Consider the following 19,333-nt stretch of genomic DNA (forward strand, 5'->3'; position numbering starts at 1 on the left):
ATCCTCCGTAATTGGCAACTTTACGGTTGCCAATATAGGGGCGGGGGCAAAATAAGCAACCAAAAAGTTGCATATCCTATTCAGGCAGTGGGGCCTTGTCGGGAAGCGGGAACAGCGTCACGAATTTTTCTGCAAGCGCACGGTCGCCCATGATCTTGAGAACATTGGCGCTTTCCAGCGCCGAAAGAGGTTGCCCGCCATAGATGGCAGCGGCCAGCATACGCGGCGAACTTTCGAAATGCAGGTCATATTCCTGCGCCGCGCCGCGTTCTATCCCAATCCCGGAATCGTCAAGATGAGCCGTAAAGTCTTCCCCGTCCAGACGAAGGCCGATCACCGCCCGCATGCCCGCAGCCCTCTCATGATCGATCATGGTCCGCAGCGAAAGCAGGAAGGAAACGGTCGAAATCGGCAGGTTGGGATCATGTTTCGGCGAGCGCGCCGCCCATCGGCCCAGTGTCTGGAGAATAGGTTCGCTCTCATAACCCCACTCGGTCAGCTCATAGACCTGGACCGAGGCGGGAGGGGGCAATTTTTTCTTGCAAAGAATGCCTGCTTCTTCCAGCCCTTCAAGTCGTTGCGTGAGGACATTGGCGCTCACGCCCGGCAGATCAGCCCGCAAATCACTGAAGCGTTTGGGGCCGAACATCAATTCGCGCATCACCAGAAGCGACCAGCGTTCCCCAATCAAATCAAGAGCATGGGCCGCCGCACAAGCATCATCATAGCTGCGCTTCGCAGATGGTTTTTGCGAGTTGGTTATTTTTTCTAACTGCATGGTTGCTAATTATAACTTATATGCCATTATGTACAAGCGAACTTTGAGTTCTTCCGATGCCAATTGCGTGAGTTCTGCGCCGGAAGGCTCGACCTTGATATCGCCGGGGACCCGGGCAGGCGATAGATAATCGAAAAAACAGGAGCGGGCCGCCGGCCCACCAACGGAGGAAATCCCATGCCGAAAATGATTTTCGTGAACCTGCCTGTGAAGAATGTCGCGAAGTCGACGAGCTTCTACGAAGCCATCGGCGCCACCAGGAACCCCATGTTCTCGGACGAAACGGCTTCCGGCATGGTCTTTTCGGATACGATCCACGTGATGATCCTCGACCACGACAAGTTCAGCCAGTTCACGCCGAAGAAGATCGCTGATGCCAACACGGTCAGCGAGGTGCTGGTCTGTCTGTCGGCGGAAAGCAAGGCCGAAGTGGATGCGACGGTGGAGAAGGCGGTCAACGCTGGCGGAAAGGCCGACCCCGGCCCGAAGCAGGATTACGGCTTCATGTACGGACGCAGCTTCGAGGATCTCGACGGCCATATCTGGGAGATCATGTGGATGGACATGGAAGAAGCCAAAAAGGTCATGGGCTAGCATTCGGGAGAATGACTACCCCGGACAATGGAGGAGAAAATGTCAGGTTTGACGATTTGTCTCTGGTTCGACGGAAATGCTGAAGAAGCCGCCAACCACTATGTTTCGGTCTTCCGCGCGTGCGGAAGACCGGCTTCGATCGACGGGGCCATCCTTTTCAGGCATGGCCATCAGCAAAACGAGAACCAGCCGGTTGTGGTGAACTTTACGCTCGACGGGCAAAAAATATGCGGCCTGAACGGCGGGCCCCAGTTCAAGTTTTCACCAGCAAGTTCCTTGATCGTACGATGCAGGGACCAGGCGGAAGTGGATGCGTTCTGGGAAAAGCTGCTGGAAGGCGGCTCGCCGATGGAATGCAGCTGGCTGACCGACAAATACGGGTTTTCGTGGCAGATCGTGCCGGACATGCTGCTGGATATCCTGCAGGACGGTCCGCCGGACGTGCGCCAGCGCGTCGCCGATGCCATGATGAAGATGGTCAAGATCGATGTTGCGGCGCTGGAAGCCGCACGCGACGCGGCCTAGGGTCAGGACCTGCCCTGGTCCCGCATGGCCGCAATAGCGTCATAGCCATAAAGCCAGTCCAGATCCTTGAGAAAACTGTCCGGGCTGCGCAGGGCGAAGAGCGTGTTGCGGCCAAGCGCAAAAATACCGGTGGCGTGATAGGCAAACCTGTTGAGCTGGCCCCGTTTGGCGACCGCAGCGATCCGCTCCTTGCGGACCGCATCGAAGCGCCTCAATCCGGATTCGTGGTCGCTGCCGTCCAGCGCCTGCGCCAGCGCGGCCGCATCCTCGATCGCCATCGCAGCGCCCTGCGCCGCAAAAGGCGTGATCGCGTGCGATGCGTCGCCGAGAAAAATCGTCCGGTCCGGCCCGACGAATTGAGCATCCGGCATTTCAAAAAGCGGCCAGTAGGTCCACTCATCGGCAGCCGCCAGCACGTCGCGAACGGGCGCGCCCCAATTGGCATAGATGGAGCGCAGACGCGCGGGGTCGCCGGTTCTGGACCAGACTTCACCGGGATTCTCGCCGGTCGTGATGGCGACAAAATTGAAGAAACTGCCGCCCTTGACCGGATAGGCGATGAAATGCGCCTTGTTGCCGAGCCAGGCGGAGACGGCTTTGCGTTCCGGCACGGCGTTGAGGAAGGAAGCGGGCAGGGCGCTGGTAGCGAGCGTCGTGCGCCACGCAATATGCCCGCTGAACCGCGCCTTGCTGAAACCTGCCTTGGATCGTTCAGCCGACCAGACCCCGTCACAGGCGATCAGATAGGCAGCGTCGGCGGGCTCTTCGGAATTGCCATGGCGGACGGTGGCCGCAACGGCCCCGTTCTCGACGTGATGATCTGTGATTTCTGCGCCGAGGCTGATCTCGATGCCCGGCTGTTCGCGGCAGGCGTCGAGCAATGCCGATTGCAGGTCGGCGCGATGGCACACTGCGTAGGGATGATGCCAGCGCTGGCGGGCCTTGTCGCCGAGCTTCATTTCCATCAGGGGACGCGCCTTGCGCCCGTCCATGAGGTAGAGCGCTTCCGGCGTGACAGCCTGGGTGGAAAGACGGTCGGCCACGCCGAGCCGTTGCAGGTGGCGCATTGCATTGGGGGCAAGTTGCAGGCCAGCGCCGACTTCCGAAAGGGTTTCTGCCTTTTCGACGAGCCGGACGTTCCAGCCGCGTGCTGCCAGTTCCAGCGCTGCCGACAGGCCGGCAACTCCGGCCCCGGCAATCAATATGCGCCCTTTGCTCATGTCGGTGAGACCATCCGGAGTTCAGCCCGGATCAACAGCCGTGATCAGGCTGCCTTATCGGCAGGTGCTTCGTAGGCGCAGCCAGCCGGAACGGTTTCGTCGGCATGGAGCTTTGCATTGTAGCGATAGAGCGTCGAGCAATACGGGCAAACGGCTTCGCTTTCATCGCCCATGTCGAGAAACACATGCGGATGATCGAAAGGCGGGTTGGCACCGACGCACATGAATTCCTTCACGCCGATTTCGATGGCAGCATGGCCGGCGTCGTTCTGAAAGTGAGGAATGATGTGATCGGACATAACATGCTCCGGTTCTGGTCGATGGGCGGTATGGGCATGGTCTTGCGCCGGGTGCCGGACAGGATCATGCTGGACATTGGCATGCGTGTACCGCGAAAGTCTTGTTTCCGGAAGCGTTTTCATCAATTCTGAGGACATTTCAAGCTATTTGCTATCAAACTGTCATATGACAGCCATAGGTTTATCGAGCATCCGGAAAAGTGCGAAGCAATTTTCGATCAGGATGCGCGGAGAAACAGACAGACGGAGCCGGAATGTTCCGGTGGCGGTCGGGACAGGAAACATGAGCGAAAACAGCGTTATGGCGAGCGAAACCCCCAGCGTGACCGAAGGCGGGAACCACGAGATGACAGCCGGACTGGCCCCCAACCCAAGCGTCGTTCCCGATATGGAAGCGGACCCCGAGGTTCACAAAGCTTTGAACGGCGAACTGATGCAGAGCGCCGACCGCTTCGTGAACCGCGAGTTTTCCTGGTTGCAGTTCAACCGCCGCGTTCTCGAAGAAGCCGCCAACATGCGCCAGCCTCTGCTCGAACGCCTGCGCTTCCTGTCCATCTCCGCCGCCAATCTCGATGAGTTCTTCATGGTTCGCATCGCCGGACTTGCCGCACAGGTGCGTGCCGGCGTGGCGCTGCGCAGTGCCGATGGGCGCACGCCGCAGGAACAGCTCGATTTCGTTCTGGACGAAGTGGGGCGGCTGCAGGAAGAACAGCAGGGGCGTCTGCGCGCGCTACGCGAGGAACTGGAACAGGAAAGCATCGAGATCGTCCGCCCCTCCGCGCTTTCCCGGCCGGAAAAGGAATGGCTTGAAAATCACTTCCTCGAAACAATTTTCCCGGTCCTGACGCCGCTCTCCATCGATCCTGCGCATCCGTTCCCGTTCATTCCGAATCTCGGCTTCTCCATCGCGTTGCAGCTTGCGCGCCGCGCCGACAATCATCCGATGACCGCGCTCCTGCGCATTCCGGTCGCCCTGAAGCGCTTTATCCAACTGCCGACCGAGCAGACCAACGACTACCGCTTCATCACCATCGAGGATGCGGTGAGCCTGTTCATCGGGCGGCTTTTCCCCGGTTATGAAGTGCGTGGCGCCGGTACGTTCCGCATCATCCGCGACAGCGATATCGAAGTGGAAGAAGAGGCCGAGGATCTGGTCCGTCTCTTTGAAACGGCGTTGAAGCGCCGCCGCCGCGGACAGGTGATCCGCATCGAATTCGACGGCGAAATGCCCGAAGCGCTGCGCATATTCGTGGCGACGGAACTGGGCGTTTCGGAAAACCGGATCAGCGTGCACGAAGGCCTGCTGGCGTTGAACATGATTTCGGAGATCGTTTCGATCCCGCGTGAAGACCTGAAATTCGTGTCCTACAATCCGCGTTTTCCCGAGCGCATTCGCGAACATGGCGGCGATTGCTTCGCTGCGATTCGCGAAAAGGACATCGTGGTCCATCACCCCTATGAATCCTTCGACGTGGTGGTGCAGTTCCTGCGGCAGGCCGCAGCCGACCCGGACGTGCTGGCCATCAAGCAGACGCTTTACCGCACCTCCAACGACAGCCCGATCGTGCGCGCGCTGGTCGATGCAGCCGAGGCAGGCAAGTCGGTGACGGCGCTGGTCGAGCTGAAAGCCCGTTTCGATGAGGAAGCCAACATTCGCTGGGCCCGCGATCTGGAACGCGCGGGCGTTCAGGTGGTGTTCGGCTTCATCGAGTTGAAAACACACGCGAAAATGTCGCTCGTGGTGCGCCGCGAAGACCAGAAGCTGCGCTCCTATGTGCATCTGGGCACCGGCAATTATCATCCGATCACGGCGCGCATCTATACCGACCTGTCGTTCTTCACCTCGGACGCGGATATTGCGCGCGATGTGGCGCATATCTTCAATTTCATCACCGGCTATGCCCAGCCTGCCGAGGAAATGAAGATCGCGATTTCACCCTTCACGCTGCGCGCCCGAATCCTCAAGCACATCGAGGATGAGGTGGCGCATGCGAAGGCCGGACGTCCGGCTGCGATCTGGATGAAGATGAACGCGCTGGTCGATCCACAGATTATTGACGCGCTCTACATGGCGAGCCAGGCGGGCGTGCAGATCGATCTCGTCGTGCGCGGCATCTGCTGCCTGCGTCCCGGCGTTCCGGGGCTCTCGGACAATATCCGCGCCAAGTCGATTGTCGGGCGTTTTCTGGAGCATAGCCGCATTTTCTGCTTCGGAAACGGCAATGACCTGCCCTCCGACAAGGCAATCGTCTATATCGGTTCCGCCGACATGATGCCGCGCAACCTTGATCGCCGCGTGGAGACCCTCGTTCCGATCACAAATGCCACAGTGCATCAGCAAATCCTGTCGCAAATCATGTTTGCCAACATAATTGATAACCAACAGAGCTATCAGCTACTTGCGGACGGCACCTCTCGCCGGATAGAAAAAGAGGCAGGAGAGGAAGCTTTCAACGCGCAGGAATATTTCATGACCAATCCTAGCCTGTCGGGTCGCGGAAAGTCGCTGAAGTCTTCGGCCCCCCGCCTTATCGCGCATCGCAAGCGTGCGCAGGCGGAAAGAAAAACGATTGCATGAGTCCAGCTGTAGCACAAGGCCGCCTCAAGGGGCTGAAACCCGTTGCGGTCATCGACATTGGCTCGAACTCGATCCGTGTCGTCATTTATGAAGGCATCGTCCGTTCGCCGACGGTGCTTTTCAACGAAAAGATTCTCTGCGGCCTTGGCAAAGGCCTCGCAAAGACCGGCAAGCTCAACGAGAAATCCGTTGAGGCGGCGCTTCGCGCGCTGAAACGCTTTCGCGCCCTGGCCGAACAGGCGGGCGCGGTTTCCATTCATGCGCTGGCGACTGCTGCCGCGCGTGAAGCTAAGAACGGCCCCGACTTCATCGCCCAGGCGGAAGCCATTCTTGGCCGGCACATCGAGGTATTGTCCGGCAAGGAAGAAGCTTATTATTCAGCGCTCGGCATCATTTCCGGCTTCTACAAGCCGAAGGGCGTGACGGGTGATCTTGGCGGCGGCAGCCTTGAACTGGTCGCCGTGGATGACCACGAGGTGGGCGAGGGGATCACCTTGCCGCTCGGCGGCCTGCGCTTGCAAGATATGTCCAACGAGAAACTACCCGAGGCGACGAAGATTGCGCGCGCGGAACTGGCGAAGGCGACGCTTCTGAAAGCCCATCAGGGGCAGGTTTTCTATGCCGTGGGCGGCACGTGGCGTAACCTTGCCAAGCTGCATATGACGGCGAAGAATTATCCGCTGCACGTCATGCACGGTTACGAGATGAACCCGGTGGAAGCGCAAAGCTTCCTGAAGCGCGTCGCCAAGGGTAATCTCGACACGATGCGCGGCATCGAGGCAGTTTCGAAGAACCGCCGCCAGCTCTTGTCCTATGGCGCGACGGTGCTGCTTGAGACGATCCGCCTGATGAAGCCTTCCAAGATCGTTTTCTCGGCGCTCGGCGTGCGCGAAGGCTATCTTTATTCGCTATTGCCCAAGAACGAGCAGCTTCTCGATCCGCTGCTGGCCTCGGCGGAAGAGTTTTCCATTCTGCGCTCGCGCTCTCCGCGCCATGCCCGTGAACTGGCGACGTGGACGACGTCGTCCCTGCCGTTACTCGGTTTTGACGAAACCGACGACGAGGCGCGATACAGGCAGGCCGCCTGCCTCGTGGCGGACATAAGCTGGCGCGCGCATCCCGATTATCGCGGCTCGCAGGCGCTGAACATCATCGCCCACGGCTCGTTCGGGGGCATCGACCATGCGGGACGTTCCTTCATGGCGCTTGCCAATTACTATCGTCACGAAGGACTGATCGAGGACGAAATCGCACCGGAGATCATGCAGCTCGCCACACCGCGTCTGCGCGAACGGGCCAAACTGCTCGGGGCGCTTCTGCGCGTGGTCTACCTTCTGTCGGCTTCGATGCCGGGCGTCATCCCGCGTCTTTTCTGGCGCGAGGAAGAAAACGGGATTGCGCTGGTCGTCCCCGGCGATCTCGCCGATCTGATTTCGGACCGCCCCGAAGGCCGGTTGCAGCAACTGGCGAAGCTGACGGGCAAGAACATCTATTTCGCGGTCGGCGACGGCGCGATTGAGGGGACAAGGGAATAAGGCAGTAAGCGAGTAGGGCAGTAAGGCAGTATGTTCAGCGCGAGCATACACATATTGCCTTACTGCCTTACTGCCTTATTGCCCTAACTCCACCGCCCTTATCCGCCGGTTCTCGAACTTGATCCCGATCTTGCCGTCGATGAGATCGAGAGCTTTCTGACCGAAAACCTCGCGGCGCCAGCCATGCAGGGCAGGCACGTTTGCATTGTCGCCTTCCGCTGCGATCTTGTCGATGTCGTCGGAACTCGCCACGATCTTTGCCGCGACGCCGTGTTCCTCTGTCACAAGCTTGAGCAGCACCTTGAGGATATCGGCTGCCGCCGCGCTGCCTTCCGGCGAATGCGACTGCTTTGGCAATTTCGGCAGGTCTTCCTTCGGGATTTCAAGCGCCGACTGGATCGCAGCGACCAGACCCGCAGCCTGCGCGGAACGCTCCCAGCCCTTGGGGATGGAACGAAGACGTCCAAGCGCTTCCGCGTCCCGCGGCTGCTGCTGGGCGATTTCGGCAATCGTGTCGTCCTTGATGATGCGTCCGCGCGGCACATTGCGTTCGCGGGCTTCGCGCTCGCGCCAGGCGGCGACGGCCTGCACGATCGCCTGCTCGATTGGCTTGCGAACGCGCGCCTTCACCCGCCGCCATGCGTCGTCGGGATGAAGGTCGTAGGTTTCGCGGGAAGTGAGCACCGCCATTTCCTCGTTCACCCACTCGCTGCGTCCCTCTTTCACAAGTTCCTGCTTCAGATAGAGATAGATGTCGCGCAGATAGGTCACGTCCGCCAGCGCATAGTCGAGCTGCTTCTCGGAAAGGGGGCGGCGTCGCCAGTCGGTAAACCGCGATGACTTGTCGATGTGCTTGCCCGTAACCTTCTGGACGAGCTGGTCGTAGGAAATGGCGTCGCCAAACCCGCAGACCATTGCTGCCACCTGACTGTCGAAGACGGGAGAGGGGATCAGGTCGCCGAGGTGGAAGACGATTTCGATGTCCTGCCGCGCGGCATGGAAAACCTTGACCACCTTTTCGTCGGCCATCAGGCGGAAGAAGGGTGCGAGGTCCAGTCCGGGCGCGAGAGCGTCCACAAGCGCTGTGTGGTCGGGCGAGGCCATCTGGATCAGGCACAATTCCGGCCAGAACGTCGTTTCGCGGATGAACTCCGTATCGACTGTGACGAAATCGGATTTGGCAAGGGCGGATACGGCCTCTTCGAGGGCCTCTGTCGTCGTAATGAGATGCATGGTTACCTTTTAGAGAAAGCGCGGCCGCTTGTCGCGAAAGAATGCGCAAAACGCGCCGTATAACAAGTGCAAATAGTGTTTTTTGTCGATACTTTGCGTCAAGGCGCCCGAACCTCGACGCTTGCAGAGAGTGCAGACTTGACAAAACCTGGTCAAAATGCGCTTTTCCGCCAGAATTTGCAGCGCTTTGCCTGCACTGATTTATCTTACCAAAAGGCAGAAATCATGCACCGTTACCGCAGCCATACCTGCGCAGCCCTTCGCAAGACGGACGTTGGTTCCAACGTTCGCCTTTCCGGCTGGGTTCACCGCGTCCGTGACCATGGCGGCATTCTCTTCATCGATCTTCGCGACCATTACGGCATTACCCAGATCGTGGCCGATCCCGATTCGCCCGCCTTCAAGGTTGCCGAAACCGTTCGCGGCGAATGGGTTATCCGTGTCGATGGTGAAGTGAAGGCCCGCGCAGACGATGCGGTCAACGCCAACCTGCCGACCGGCGAAGTCGAAATCTTCGCAACGGAAATCGAAGTGCTGGCGGCTGCCAAGGAACTGCCGCTGCCGGTCTTCGGCGAACCGGACTATCCGGAAGACATTCGCCTGAAGTACCGCTTCCTCGACCTGCGCCGCGAAACGCTGCACAAGAACATCATGAGCCGCACGAAGATCATTGCCGCGATGCGCCGCCGCATGACCGAGATCGGTTTCAACGAGTTCACCACGCCGATCCTGACTGCTTCCTCGCCGGAGGGCGCGCGCGACTTCCTCGTGCCGAGCCGTATTCATCCGGGCAAGTTCTACGCTCTGCCGCAGGCGCCGCAGCAGTACAAGCAGCTTCTGATGGTCGCCGGTTTCGACCGCTACTTCCAGATTGCGCCCTGCTTCCGCGACGAAGACCCGCGTGCCGACCGCCTGCCGGGCGAGTTCTACCAGCTCGACCTCGAAATGAGCTTCGTGACCCAGGAAGAAGTCTGGGAAACGATGGAGCCCGTCATGCGCGGCATCTTCGAAGAGTTTGCCGAAGGCAAGCCGGTGACGCAGAAATTCCGCCGCATCGCCTATGACGATGCGATCCGCACCTATGGTTCGGACAAGCCGGACCTGCGCAACCCGATTGAAATGCAGGCCGTGACCGAACATTTTGCAGGGTCGGGCTTCAAGGTCTTCGCCAACATGATCGCCAACGACCCGAAGGTCGAAGTCTGGGCAATCCCGGCCAAGACCGGCGGAAGCCGCGCATTCTGCGACCGCATGAATTCCTGGGCGCAGGGTGAGGGCCAGCCGGGCCTCGGCTATATCTTCTGGCGCAAGGAAGGCGACAAGCTTGAAGGCGCCGGCCCGATTGCCAAGAACATCGGCGAAGAACGCACCGAAGCGCTGCGCAATCAGCTCGGCCTCGGCGATGGCGACGCCTGCTTCTTCGTGGCTGGCCTGCCGTCCAAGTTCTACAAGTTCGCGGGCGACGCCCGCACGCGCGCCGGTGAAGAACTGAACCTCATCGATCGTGACCGTTTCGAACTGGCATGGATCATCGACTTCCCGTTCTACGAATGGGACGAGGACAACAAGAAGCTCGACTTCGCGCACAACCCGTTCTCCATGCCGCAGGGCGGTATGGACGCGCTGGAAAACCAGGACCCGCTGGCGATCAAGGCTTACCAGTACGATCTCGTCTGCAACGGCTTTGAAATTGCTTCCGGCTCGATCCGTAACCAGTTGCCGGACGTCATGGTCAAGGCATTCGAGAAGGTCGGCCTCAGCCAGCAGGACGTGGAAGAGCGCTTCGGCGGTCTCTATCGCGCATTCCAGTACGGTGCGCCTCCGCATGGCGGCATGGCCGCCGGCATCGACCGCGTCATCATGCTTCTGGTCGGCGCGAAGAACCTGCGCGAAATCTCGCTGTTCCCGATGAACCAGCAGGCGCTCGATCTCCTGATGAACGCGCCTTCGGATGTGACGCCCGCGCAGCTGCGCGACCTGCATATTCGTCTGGCTCCGGTACAGAAGAGCTAAGCGGTTTTACAGAAAGAAAAACCCGGCCTTGAGCCGGGTTTTTTATTAGGTGAGAGAAAAGCCCGGTGGAAATGCACCGGGCTTTTTTCATTCTGGGGCGCTTTCGACTGAAACGGGATAGTCGGAACCGCTCCAAGTATTTGTTTTCGCCGCATTATCCAGCGCAAAACCGCTTCGCGCTTTTGCTGGAAATGCTCTAGTTGTTGGCGTCGACACTGATTTTCAGAAGCTGGATAATCTTGGTCGGATCCAGCGATGCGGTTGCAACGATGGACGCGAAGGTCACCGGCTGATCCGGCGATGCGCTGATGGTCAGCGACTTCGGATCGGTGAAATACTTGTCGGCCGCGACCTTGAGCTGCTGGGCGAATTCCGGGTTCTTGAGCTGTGTCGCCATCAGCGGAACCATCATCTTCATCTGCTCGCCGAGCTGCTTGCCGTCCGCGCCCTGCTGCTTCGCATAATAATCCAGGACCTTCTGGGTCAGGGTATCGTTATCGAAGCGGATCGACAGGTTCTTGAGGTTGAGCTGTTCCGCCAGACCAAGAATGGCGAGACCGGCGGCGTCCTTGTCCGCATCGGCCTTGCTCATGTTTTCCTGAGTCTTCTGGACGGCTTCGAGGAATGCCAGATCATACCCGCCGAGGCTGCCGGTGATGTTGATCTTGCCAAGTTCCTTCGCCTCAAGCTCCAGCTGGTCCAGCGACGTGTCGCCGGAAGTCGGCGACCAGCTGCCCTTCGAGGTCAGCGAGCCGTTGAACGTGTTCATGTCGAGCGGCGCGAGCGGGTTCTTGCCGCCCTTTTCAAATGTCGCGTCGATATTGGCGATGGTCCAGACATAGCCGATCTTCTCGGCCTTGTTGGTGGTGTCGAGCGACAGATCGAAGCCCTTCACCGTGGCGCCGTCTTTGCCCGGCGTGCCGAACTGGATTTCATCGATCTTCAGCTTGTCATACATGACGATGCTGTCGAGCGGGCCCTTGGCCTTTTCCGACGGAATGTGCACGTTCTGCATGGCAAGGCCCTTCATCTCGGCCTTGTCGTTCTTGTCGGTCTCACCGGCAAGCGCCAGGTCGGGCACGGTGACCTGCTCGATGCTGTAGCCGCCGTCCGGTGCATCCTGAACGTTCTGCAGCGTCACGTCACCGATGGCGGTTTCCTTTTCGCCGATCGTCGGCAGCTTGATCTTGGTGCCCTGAAGCACGATGTCGGAGCCGCTCGCCTGGACATTGGCGAAGCTCAGTTCGCCACCCTGTTTAGCGTAGAGCGCCTTGATGCGCTCGGCGACTGCATTGGCGTCTGCGGCCATGGCAGCACTGCCGAATACGAGCGAAAGCGCTGTTCCGGCAGCCAGAACACGTGCCGCTGGCCTGATATTGACGAAAACCTGCATTCGAAGCTCCTGCCTGATCTTTAGAGCGCATCCCGAAAAGCGTAAACGGCTTTCGGATGAGATGCGCATCAAAACAAAGGATCAGAGCGCCGATCTGATCCAATCGGATCGGCGCTCTGATGTAGCGCGGCATTCATAGGCGGAAATCACTCGCAATAACAACATGATTTCCTCAGCCTGCGATTGCAGCGGGGGAAATTCACCCTGATAGCTCTATAGGACGCAAATGGCGGCAGGATTGCGACTATTGCACACTAATGTACTGGATTGGTTCTCCTGAACTCTTGCTGGCGAATCGCGCAGTTGGTACGAAGAGACATGGGAAAAAGTCTGATTCCGCCGGACGACGGCGAAGAACACATCGAGCGGGTCGATCTCAAATCGGCTCTCGAGGAACGTTACCTCGCTTATGCGCTGTCGACGATCATGCATCGCGCACTGCCGGACGTGCGCGACGGCCTGAAGCCCGTGCATCGCCGCATCATGCATGCCATGCGCCTGCTGCGCCTCAATCCCGATCAGGCCTATGCGAAATGCGCCCGTATCGTCGGCGACGTGATGGGTAAGTTCCATCCGCATGGCGACGCATCGATTTATGATGCGCTGGTGCGTCTGGCGCAGGATTTCGCGGTGCGTTATCCGCTGGTGGACGGGCAGGGCAATTTCGGCAATATCGACGGCGATAATGCTGCCGCCATGCGTTACACAGAAGCGCGTATGACGGAAGTCGCGACGCTGCTGCTCGAAGGCATCAACGAAAACGCCATCGATTTCCGCCCCACCTATAACGAGGAAGACGAGGAACCCATCGTCCTTCCCGGCGCTTTTCCGAACCTGCTGGCCAATGGCTCCGCCGGGATCGCGGTCGGCATGGCGACCAACATTCCGCCGCACAATGTGGCGGAGCTTTGCTCGTCAGCGCTCTATCTGATCAATCATCCCGAAGCGCCGGTGGAGGAACTTGTGACCTCGCCGGAACAATGGGAAGAGTTGAAGCGCGAAGCCGAGACCGATCCGGCTGCTCTGCTGAAATGCAAGGTGCGAGGCCCGGATTTCCCGACCGGCGGCATTCTTGTCGAAGAGCACGGCAATATCCTCGATGCCTATCGCACGGGCCGCGGCGCGTTTCGCGTCCGCGCGCGTTGGGAAAAGGAAGAGGGCAATCGCGGCACCTGGGTGATCGTCATCACCGAAATTCCCTATCAGGTGCAGAAGTCCCGCCTCATCGAAAAGATCGCCGAACTGCTTCTGGCAAAGAAGCTTCCATTGCTCGACGATGTTCGCGACGAGTCGGCGGAAGACATTCGCATCGTTCTGGAGCCGAAGAACCGGACGGTCGATCCCGAGCTGTTGATGGAATCGCTGTTCAAGCTGACCGAGCTTGAAAGCCGCGTTTCGCTCAACATGAACGTGCTGTCGCACGGCAAGGTGCCGAATGTCCTGTCGCTGGGCGCTGTCCTGCGCGAGTGGCTCGACCATCGCAAGGAAGTGCTCGTCCGCCGGTCGCAGTTCCGTCTGGCGGAAATAGAACGGCGCCTGGAAATTCTCGGCGGCCTGCTGATCGCCTATCTCAACCTTGATGAGGTGATCCGCATCATCCGTGAGGAGGATGAGCCGAAACAGGACCTGATGCGCACCTTTGAACTGACCGACGTTCAGGCCGAGTCGATCCTCAACATGCGCCTGCGTTCGTTGCGTAAGCTTGAGGAATTCGAAATCCGCAAGGAGTTCGATGAACTCACGGTTGAGAAGACGGACCTTGAAGGGCTGCTCGCTTCCGGAACGCGCCAATGGAAGAAGATCAGCGCCGAAATCAAGTCGGTACGCGAAAAGTTCGGCCCGAAGACCGAGCTTGGTGCGCGCCGCACGACCTTCGCCGACGCGCCGACCCACGATCTGGAAGATATCCATCAGGCAATGATCGAGCGCGAGCCGGTCACGATCGTTGTATCCGAAAAGGGCTGGCTGCGGGCGATGAAGGGGCATCTGGCCGATTTCTCGACGCTTGCCTTCAAGGAGGGCGACAAGCTCAAGCTCGCTTTCCATGCCGAGACGACCGACAAGCTCCTGTTCTTCACGACAGGCGGCAAGTTCTTCACCATCGGCGCGAACACGCTTCCGGGCGGTCGCGGCCATGGAGAGCCGATCCGCATCCTTGTCGATATGGAAAACGATCAGGACATTCTGACAGCCTTCGTGCACGATCCAGCGGCGAAACTGCTTCTCGTCAGTCATGAGGGTAACGGTTTCATCGTTCCCGAAAGCGAGGCCGTCGCCAACACCCGCAAGGGCAAGCAGGTGATGAACGTCAAGGCGCCGGACGAGGCGAAGCTTTGCCAGCGTGTTTCCGGCGATCATATCGCTGTGGTGGGCGAGAACCGCAAGATGGTGGTCTTCCCGCTTTCCGACATTCCGGAAATGACCCGCGGCAAGGGCGTGCGCCTGCAAAAATACAAGGATGGCGGTGTGTCCGACGTCCGCACCTTTGCAATTTCCGACGGGCTTTCCTGGCAGGATTCGGCAGAGCGCACGTTCAATCGCAGCAAGGAAGAGCTTGTGGAATGGATCGGCGCGCGCGCCTCTGCGGGCCGTCTGGTGCCGAAGGGCTTCCCGCGTTCAGGCAAGTTTTAAACTTGCAGTTGGAGGCTGCTCGAGAGCCTACAAGTTGTGATCGATTTTCGAGCTGATTGCGGCTTTACTTGCAACACGACCCAGCGGGTTGTGTTGCAAGGAGAAAATCATGCAGGTTCGTCCGGTCTTACTCAACGACGCTGTACTCATTTGCGAGATTTTAAGGCGTTCGATCAGTGAACTGTGCGAGGCAGATCACCATAATCGCGATGATATCCTCGCGCCGTGGCTAGCCAACAAGACGCCTGAAAACGTGTGCAAGTGGATTGAAGCTCCATCTCAACTGATGCTCGTTGCTGAAATAGGGAATGTCATGGCCGGTGTGGGACTGGCGACGGATGAGGGAGAAGTCCTGCTGAATTATGTTGCGCCGGAATTTCGCTTTCATGGTGTCAGCAAGGCGCTCATTTCAAAACTCGAGGAATATCTTTTATTTCGAAAGGTGGCTGTTGCGCGTCTTGTCAGTACCGAAACAGCGCGCCGTTTTTATACCGGCCGAGGGTATGTAGCGGTAGGAGAACCGGAGATAAGGCGCGGCGGAGAGCTCTCATACCCCATGGAAAAGCCGTTGGTAGACTAGCCCTCGAACCGCTGCCAGCCGCGGGGGCCCAGATGCTCCTGCGGTGTGAAGCGGATCTTATACTGCATCTTGCGTGATCCCTCGACCCAATAGCCGAGATAGACATGCGGCAGGCCGGCCGCATGGGCGCGCTGGATATGATCGAGGATCATATAGGTGCCAAGCGACCGCTCATGCATATGCGGTGAGAAGAACGAATAGACCATCGACAACCCGTCGGCCATCACGTCGGTGAGTGCTACCGCGACCAGCTCTCCATCGCCCTTGGCGCTGATGAAGCTTTCCGGGCCGCGCTTGCGATATTCGATGATCTGCGTGTTCACATGCGTATCCTCGATCATCATCGCATAATCGAGAACCGTCATGTCCGACATGCCGCCCGAGCGATGGCGAGCATCGAGATAATCGCGGAAAAGCGCATATTGCTCGGTGCTGGGCTGGGCCTTGTGCACGCGTCCGATCAGATCGTTGTTCTGCGTCCAGACGCGCCGCATGTTGCGCGTCATCTTGAACTCTTCGGCAAGGATGCGAACGGATATGCAGGCCCGGCACAATTCGCAGGCCGGACGATAGGCTATGTTCTGGGATCGGCGGAAACCGCCCTGCGTCAGGAGATCGTTGATTTCGTTCGCCTTGTCGCCGACCAGATGCGTAAAGACTTTTCGCTCCATCTGGCCTTCGAGGTACGGGCAGGGAGACGGAGCTGTCAGAAAGAACTGCGGAGACTGTTGCGGTTGATGGGTCATTCAATATCCACGAAATGGCAATACCGAAACCATCACGATACTTTTTGTAAGGATTGAGCCGACCGCACAAAACGTCAATAGGCATTTTGCGCAGCCGGCTCTGAATTTTTTTGATCTGAAGCGCACCCCGAAAAGTGGGACCCGGTTTTCGGGTCAGGATGCGCGATAAAAAGCAGAGCATTTCCGGTGTTTCATGAAAATCAGGAAATGCTCTGTCGTTTATCGATCAGAACGAATGACAGCCGTGCCGAGCAGAAGATCGTGCACAGTGCGCTTGCGGTCGAGAACCAGCGTTGCAAGCAGGATCAGCGGCGTCAGGACGACATTCAGACCCCAGAAAAGGACCGTATGGACGATTGCGAGCATGGGATCGACCGTGCCGCCTTCAAGCCGGACGAGCTTGATATTCATCATCTGCATGCCCTTGGTGGCCTGCTGCGGCCCGCCCAGGGTCCGCGCGACATAAAACAGCGCCACCATCGGGAACATAATGCCGTAGAGCATCCAGCCGAGGCTGAACGTGATTATGCCCAGGATCGCGATGACGATTGCTGCCGGGATGCAGAGCAGGAAAACAATCAGGTAATCGATGAGAAAAGCCATAATGCGGCGCGTGCGCACGCCTTCAAAAAATGCGCGGCTTTCATAACGCGGGCCCATGACTTCGCCGTGCAGGATATGGTCGGACATTTTTCCTTCCAGTCGTTTCAAAAGAAGCGCCCAGGGGATGTGACAACCGGCGCTGCCCAGCCACCTCGGCGGAACAGTCATCAACATGGGAACCAAAACCGGCGGATTCAAGGAAATGTGATGATTTCCCGAAAGCGTGCCTTGCCGGTCAGCCTTGCTGTTTAAGCTTTTCAGCTGCTTCGATTGCGAAATAGGTGAGAATTCCGTCACAGCCGGCGCGCTTGAAGGCGAGCAGGCTTTCCATCATCACCTTTTCTTCGTCGATCCAGCCATTGATCCCGGCGGCCTTGATCATCGCATACTCGCCCGACACCTGATAGGCATAGGTGGGAAGGCGGAATTCACTCTTCAGGCGATGGATGATGTCGAGATAGGGCAGGCCCGGCTTGACCATCAGCATGTCCGCGCCTTCGGCAATGTCCTGCTCGGCTTCGCGCACGGCTTCTTCCGGATTGGCCGGATCGAGATAATAGGTCTTCTTGTCGCCTTTCAGCAGGCCCTGTGTGCCGATGGCATCGCGATATGGCCCGTAAAAGGCGGAAGCGAACTTGGTTGCATAGGACATGATTGGAATGTGGCAGAAGCCGTGTTCGTCCAGCGCCTTACGCACGGCGCCGACGCGGCCGTCCATCATGTCGGAAGGTGCGATGATATCGGCACCTGCTTCGGCTTGCGAAAGCGCGCCCCGAACCACCATGGCGACGGATTCGTCGTTGATGATTTCGCCGTTGCGCAGGATGCCGTCATGGCCATGCGTGGTGAACGGGTCGAGCGCCGCATCGGTGATGATGCCGATTTCCGGCACTTCCTTCTTGATTGCGCGCACGGCGCGATTGATCAGATTGTCGGGGCTTGCGACGAAAGCGCCGTCCTCGGTCTTCACTTCCAGCTTCTCGCGCGGGAAGGGGGCAATGGCGGGGATGCCGAGCTTGGCGGCTTTCTCCGCCATGCGCACTGCCATGTCGACCGAATAGCGCTCGACGCCGGGCATGGCTTCGACAGGCTCGGCAACGCCGGTGCCATAGGTCAGGAAGAACGGCAGGATAAGATCATCGACCGTCAAACGGGTTTCCTGCACGAGCCTGCGCGACCAGTCGGCCTTGCGCATGCGGCGCAGGCGTCTGCTGCCGGTGACGTCATCGACATGCTGGCTGATATTGGCGGGCAGATATTTGGACTGGCGATCGGTCATGAGGCTATTCCCGAGAATGGAGGCCCTGGAACATGAAATCGCAGGGCTGGTCAAAAAGACCACCGGTAACTTTATGAATCTAGTGGATTTTCGAATTTGACGTTTGAAACGGGATTAATATCGGACGGATATCAAACGTCAAATTCAATCCACTAGTATCGGATGCGCTTCGTTTATCATGGGAAAAGTGCCGAAACCAAGAACATTGACCTGTGCAGGATTGACGCGGGGCGTCTCACTTTCTACCCATTTACAGGAACGGGAGACACGATATGCAGATTGACTTCGGCGGTGGCAGCGAAATCAGCTTTGAACGCAAGGGAAAAGCGGGGCTTGTGAAGCTTACGCGGACCGAAGCCCTCAACGCGCTCACGCATAAGATGATTCTGGCGCTCGACCGCGCATTGCAGGCTTGGGAAGACGATCCTGAAGTGGCATGCGTCATTCTCGAAGGCGAGGGGCGGGCCTTCTGTGCCGGCGGCGATGTGGTCGCTGCCTACAAGGCCGGTCAGGCCGGAACACCAGCTTACGAATTCTTCCGCGACGAATATCGGCTCAATGCGCGCATTGGCCGTTTTCCAAAACCTTATATCTCCCTGATCAACGGCATCGTCATGGGCGGCGGCGCCGGCATCTCCGTTCACGGTTCGCATCGTATCGTGACCGAAAACACCATGTTTGCCATGCCGGAAACCGGCATAGGCTTCTTTCCTGATGTAGGCGGCAGCGCGTTCCTCCCGCATCTGCATGATAATTTCGGGTATTATCTGGCGCTCACCGGCAACCGCATCCGCTGGGGCGACTGCCTGCAGAGCGGGATCGCTACCCATGCGGTCGCCGCAAGCGATCTGCATGACCTGCGCGAAGACATCATCGCTACCGCTGACATCGACGCGGCGCTGACACGCAGCCAGTACCCCGATTTTGAAACCTCTGTCGAAACCCGCCAGATCATTGCGGAGTGTTTTTCCGGCGCAACGCTTGCCGACTGCATAGCCGCGCTGGAAAAGGAAGCGGAAGCCGGCAACAAGGCCGCAATGGACATTGTAAAGGTGATCGCCACGCGCTCCCCGACCAGTGTCGCTGTCACTTTCCGCCAGATTGCCGATGGGCGCGCGCTCGATCTCGACGATTGCATGCGCATGGAATACCGCATCGCCAACCGCATGCTGGAAGGGTATGATTTCTATGAGGGCGTTCGCGCATTGCTTATCGACAAGGACGGCGCGCCGACATGGAAGCCTGCAACGCTCGATGACGTGAAGCCCGAACAGGTCAACGCCTATTTTGCAAATCTCGGCGACGGGGAACTGACCTTGTGAGGAT

16 protein-coding genes are annotated in these 19,333 nt (G+C 58.6%); 8 read left to right on the forward strand and 8 right to left on the reverse strand.

The window, feature by feature from the left end; translation table 11 throughout:
• Positions 1–76: 76 nt before the first annotated feature.
• Complete coding sequence (locus ABWW28_RS16755) at positions 77–778, reverse strand: winged helix-turn-helix transcriptional regulator (RefSeq protein WP_151658632.1); 702 nt, start codon at positions 776–778, stop codon at positions 77–79.
• A gap of 177 nt (positions 779–955) precedes the next feature.
• Between ABWW28_RS16755 and ABWW28_RS16760 the strand changes: the two genes are divergently transcribed.
• On the forward strand, positions 956–1,372 hold the full coding sequence (locus ABWW28_RS16760) for a VOC family protein (RefSeq protein WP_006472413.1): 417 nt from the start codon (positions 956–958) through the stop codon (positions 1,370–1,372).
• Between the two features lie 39 nt (positions 1,373–1,411).
• The gene (locus ABWW28_RS16765; protein ID WP_244637714.1) at positions 1,412–1,897 is read left to right on the forward strand and encodes a VOC family protein; all 486 of its coding nucleotides are present in this window, start codon (positions 1,412–1,414) and stop codon (positions 1,895–1,897) included.
• 2 nt (positions 1,898–1,899) lie between these two features.
• Here ABWW28_RS16765 and ABWW28_RS16770 read toward each other — a convergent pair whose 3' ends face one another.
• On the reverse strand, positions 1,900–3,117 hold the full coding sequence (locus tag ABWW28_RS16770) for an FAD-binding protein (RefSeq protein ID WP_151658634.1): 1,218 nt from the start codon (positions 3,115–3,117) through the stop codon (positions 1,900–1,902).
• A 44-nt stretch (positions 3,118–3,161) separates the two neighbouring features.
• Entirely contained in the window at positions 3,162–3,416 is a 255-nt protein-coding gene (locus tag ABWW28_RS16775) for a zinc-finger domain-containing protein (RefSeq protein ID WP_006472410.1), read from the reverse strand.
• 388 nt (positions 3,417–3,804) lie between these two features.
• Here ABWW28_RS16775 and ABWW28_RS16780 point away from each other — a divergent pair, with 388 nt between their 5' ends.
• Positions 3,805–5,994 carry an RNA degradosome polyphosphate kinase gene (locus ABWW28_RS16780; RefSeq protein ID WP_424945377.1) on the forward strand — a complete coding sequence of 730 codons (2,190 nt, stop codon included), beginning with the start codon at positions 3,805–3,807 and terminating at the stop codon, positions 5,992–5,994.
• Positions 5,991–7,529, forward strand: a complete 1,539-nt coding sequence (gene ppx, locus ABWW28_RS16785) for an exopolyphosphatase (protein ID WP_112701498.1) — start codon at positions 5,991–5,993, stop codon at positions 7,527–7,529. Before ABWW28_RS16780 ends, ppx begins: the two co-directional genes overlap by 4 nt.
• A 75-nt stretch (positions 7,530–7,604) precedes the next feature.
• On the opposite strand, the gene rnd is transcribed toward ppx, so the two are convergent.
• Positions 7,605–8,762 (reverse strand): ribonuclease D, encoded by a 1,158-nt coding sequence (gene rnd / locus ABWW28_RS16790; RefSeq protein ID WP_151658636.1) that lies wholly within the window; start codon positions 8,760–8,762, stop codon positions 7,605–7,607.
• A 225-nt stretch (positions 8,763–8,987) separates the two neighbouring features.
• Here rnd and aspS point away from each other — a divergent pair, with 225 nt between their 5' ends.
• Positions 8,988–10,775, forward strand: a complete 1,788-nt coding sequence (gene aspS, locus ABWW28_RS16795) for an aspartate--tRNA ligase (protein ID WP_151567605.1) — start codon at positions 8,988–8,990, stop codon at positions 10,773–10,775.
• A 196-nt stretch (positions 10,776–10,971) separates the two neighbouring features.
• Here the strand turns inward: aspS and ABWW28_RS16800 are convergent, their stop codons facing one another.
• Positions 10,972–12,168, reverse strand: coding sequence for an aq_1923 C-terminal domain (locus ABWW28_RS16800; RefSeq protein WP_151567607.1), 1,197 nt, complete (start codon positions 12,166–12,168; stop codon positions 10,972–10,974).
• A gap of 318 nt (positions 12,169–12,486) precedes the next feature.
• Between ABWW28_RS16800 and ABWW28_RS16805 the strand changes: the two genes are divergently transcribed.
• Together ABWW28_RS16805 and ABWW28_RS16810 are read left to right on the forward strand one after the other, a co-directional pair.
• Positions 12,487–14,799, forward strand: a complete 2,313-nt coding sequence (locus ABWW28_RS16805) for a DNA topoisomerase IV subunit A (RefSeq protein WP_151658638.1) — start codon at positions 12,487–12,489, stop codon at positions 14,797–14,799.
• A 109-nt stretch (positions 14,800–14,908) separates the two neighbouring features.
• On the forward strand, positions 14,909–15,379 hold the full coding sequence (locus ABWW28_RS16810; protein ID WP_151658639.1) for a GNAT family N-acetyltransferase: 471 nt from the start codon (positions 14,909–14,911) through the stop codon (positions 15,377–15,379).
• Here the strand turns inward: ABWW28_RS16810 and ABWW28_RS16815 are convergent.
• The 3 genes from ABWW28_RS16815 to hemB form a co-directional block, all read right to left on the reverse strand.
• On the reverse strand, positions 15,376–16,125 hold the full coding sequence (locus ABWW28_RS16815; protein ID WP_179504065.1) for an arginyltransferase: 750 nt from the start codon (positions 16,123–16,125) through the stop codon (positions 15,376–15,378). The two genes, ABWW28_RS16810 and ABWW28_RS16815, sit on opposite strands and share 4 nt — an antisense overlap.
• Before the next feature lie 219 nt (positions 16,126–16,344).
• The gene (locus tag ABWW28_RS16820) at positions 16,345–16,815 is read right to left on the reverse strand and encodes an RDD family protein (protein ID WP_151658641.1); all 471 of its coding nucleotides are present in this window, start codon (positions 16,813–16,815) and stop codon (positions 16,345–16,347) included.
• Between the two features lie 148 nt (positions 16,816–16,963).
• On the reverse strand, positions 16,964–18,007 hold the full coding sequence (gene hemB / locus ABWW28_RS16825) for a porphobilinogen synthase (RefSeq protein ID WP_151658642.1): 1,044 nt from the start codon (positions 18,005–18,007) through the stop codon (positions 16,964–16,966).
• Positions 18,008–18,279: 272 nt separating this feature from the next.
• Here hemB and ABWW28_RS16830 point away from each other — a divergent pair, with 272 nt between their 5' ends.
• Positions 18,280–19,329 carry an enoyl-CoA hydratase/isomerase family protein gene (locus ABWW28_RS16830; protein ID WP_151658643.1) on the forward strand — a complete coding sequence of 350 codons (1,050 nt, stop codon included), beginning with the start codon at positions 18,280–18,282 and terminating at the stop codon, positions 19,327–19,329.
• Positions 19,330–19,333 lie beyond the last annotated feature (4 nt).

It is taken from the genome of Brucella sp. NBRC 14130 (genome assembly GCF_040371715.1).
GTDB classification, from domain to species: domain Bacteria; phylum Pseudomonadota; class Alphaproteobacteria; order Rhizobiales; family Rhizobiaceae; genus Brucella; species Brucella intermedia.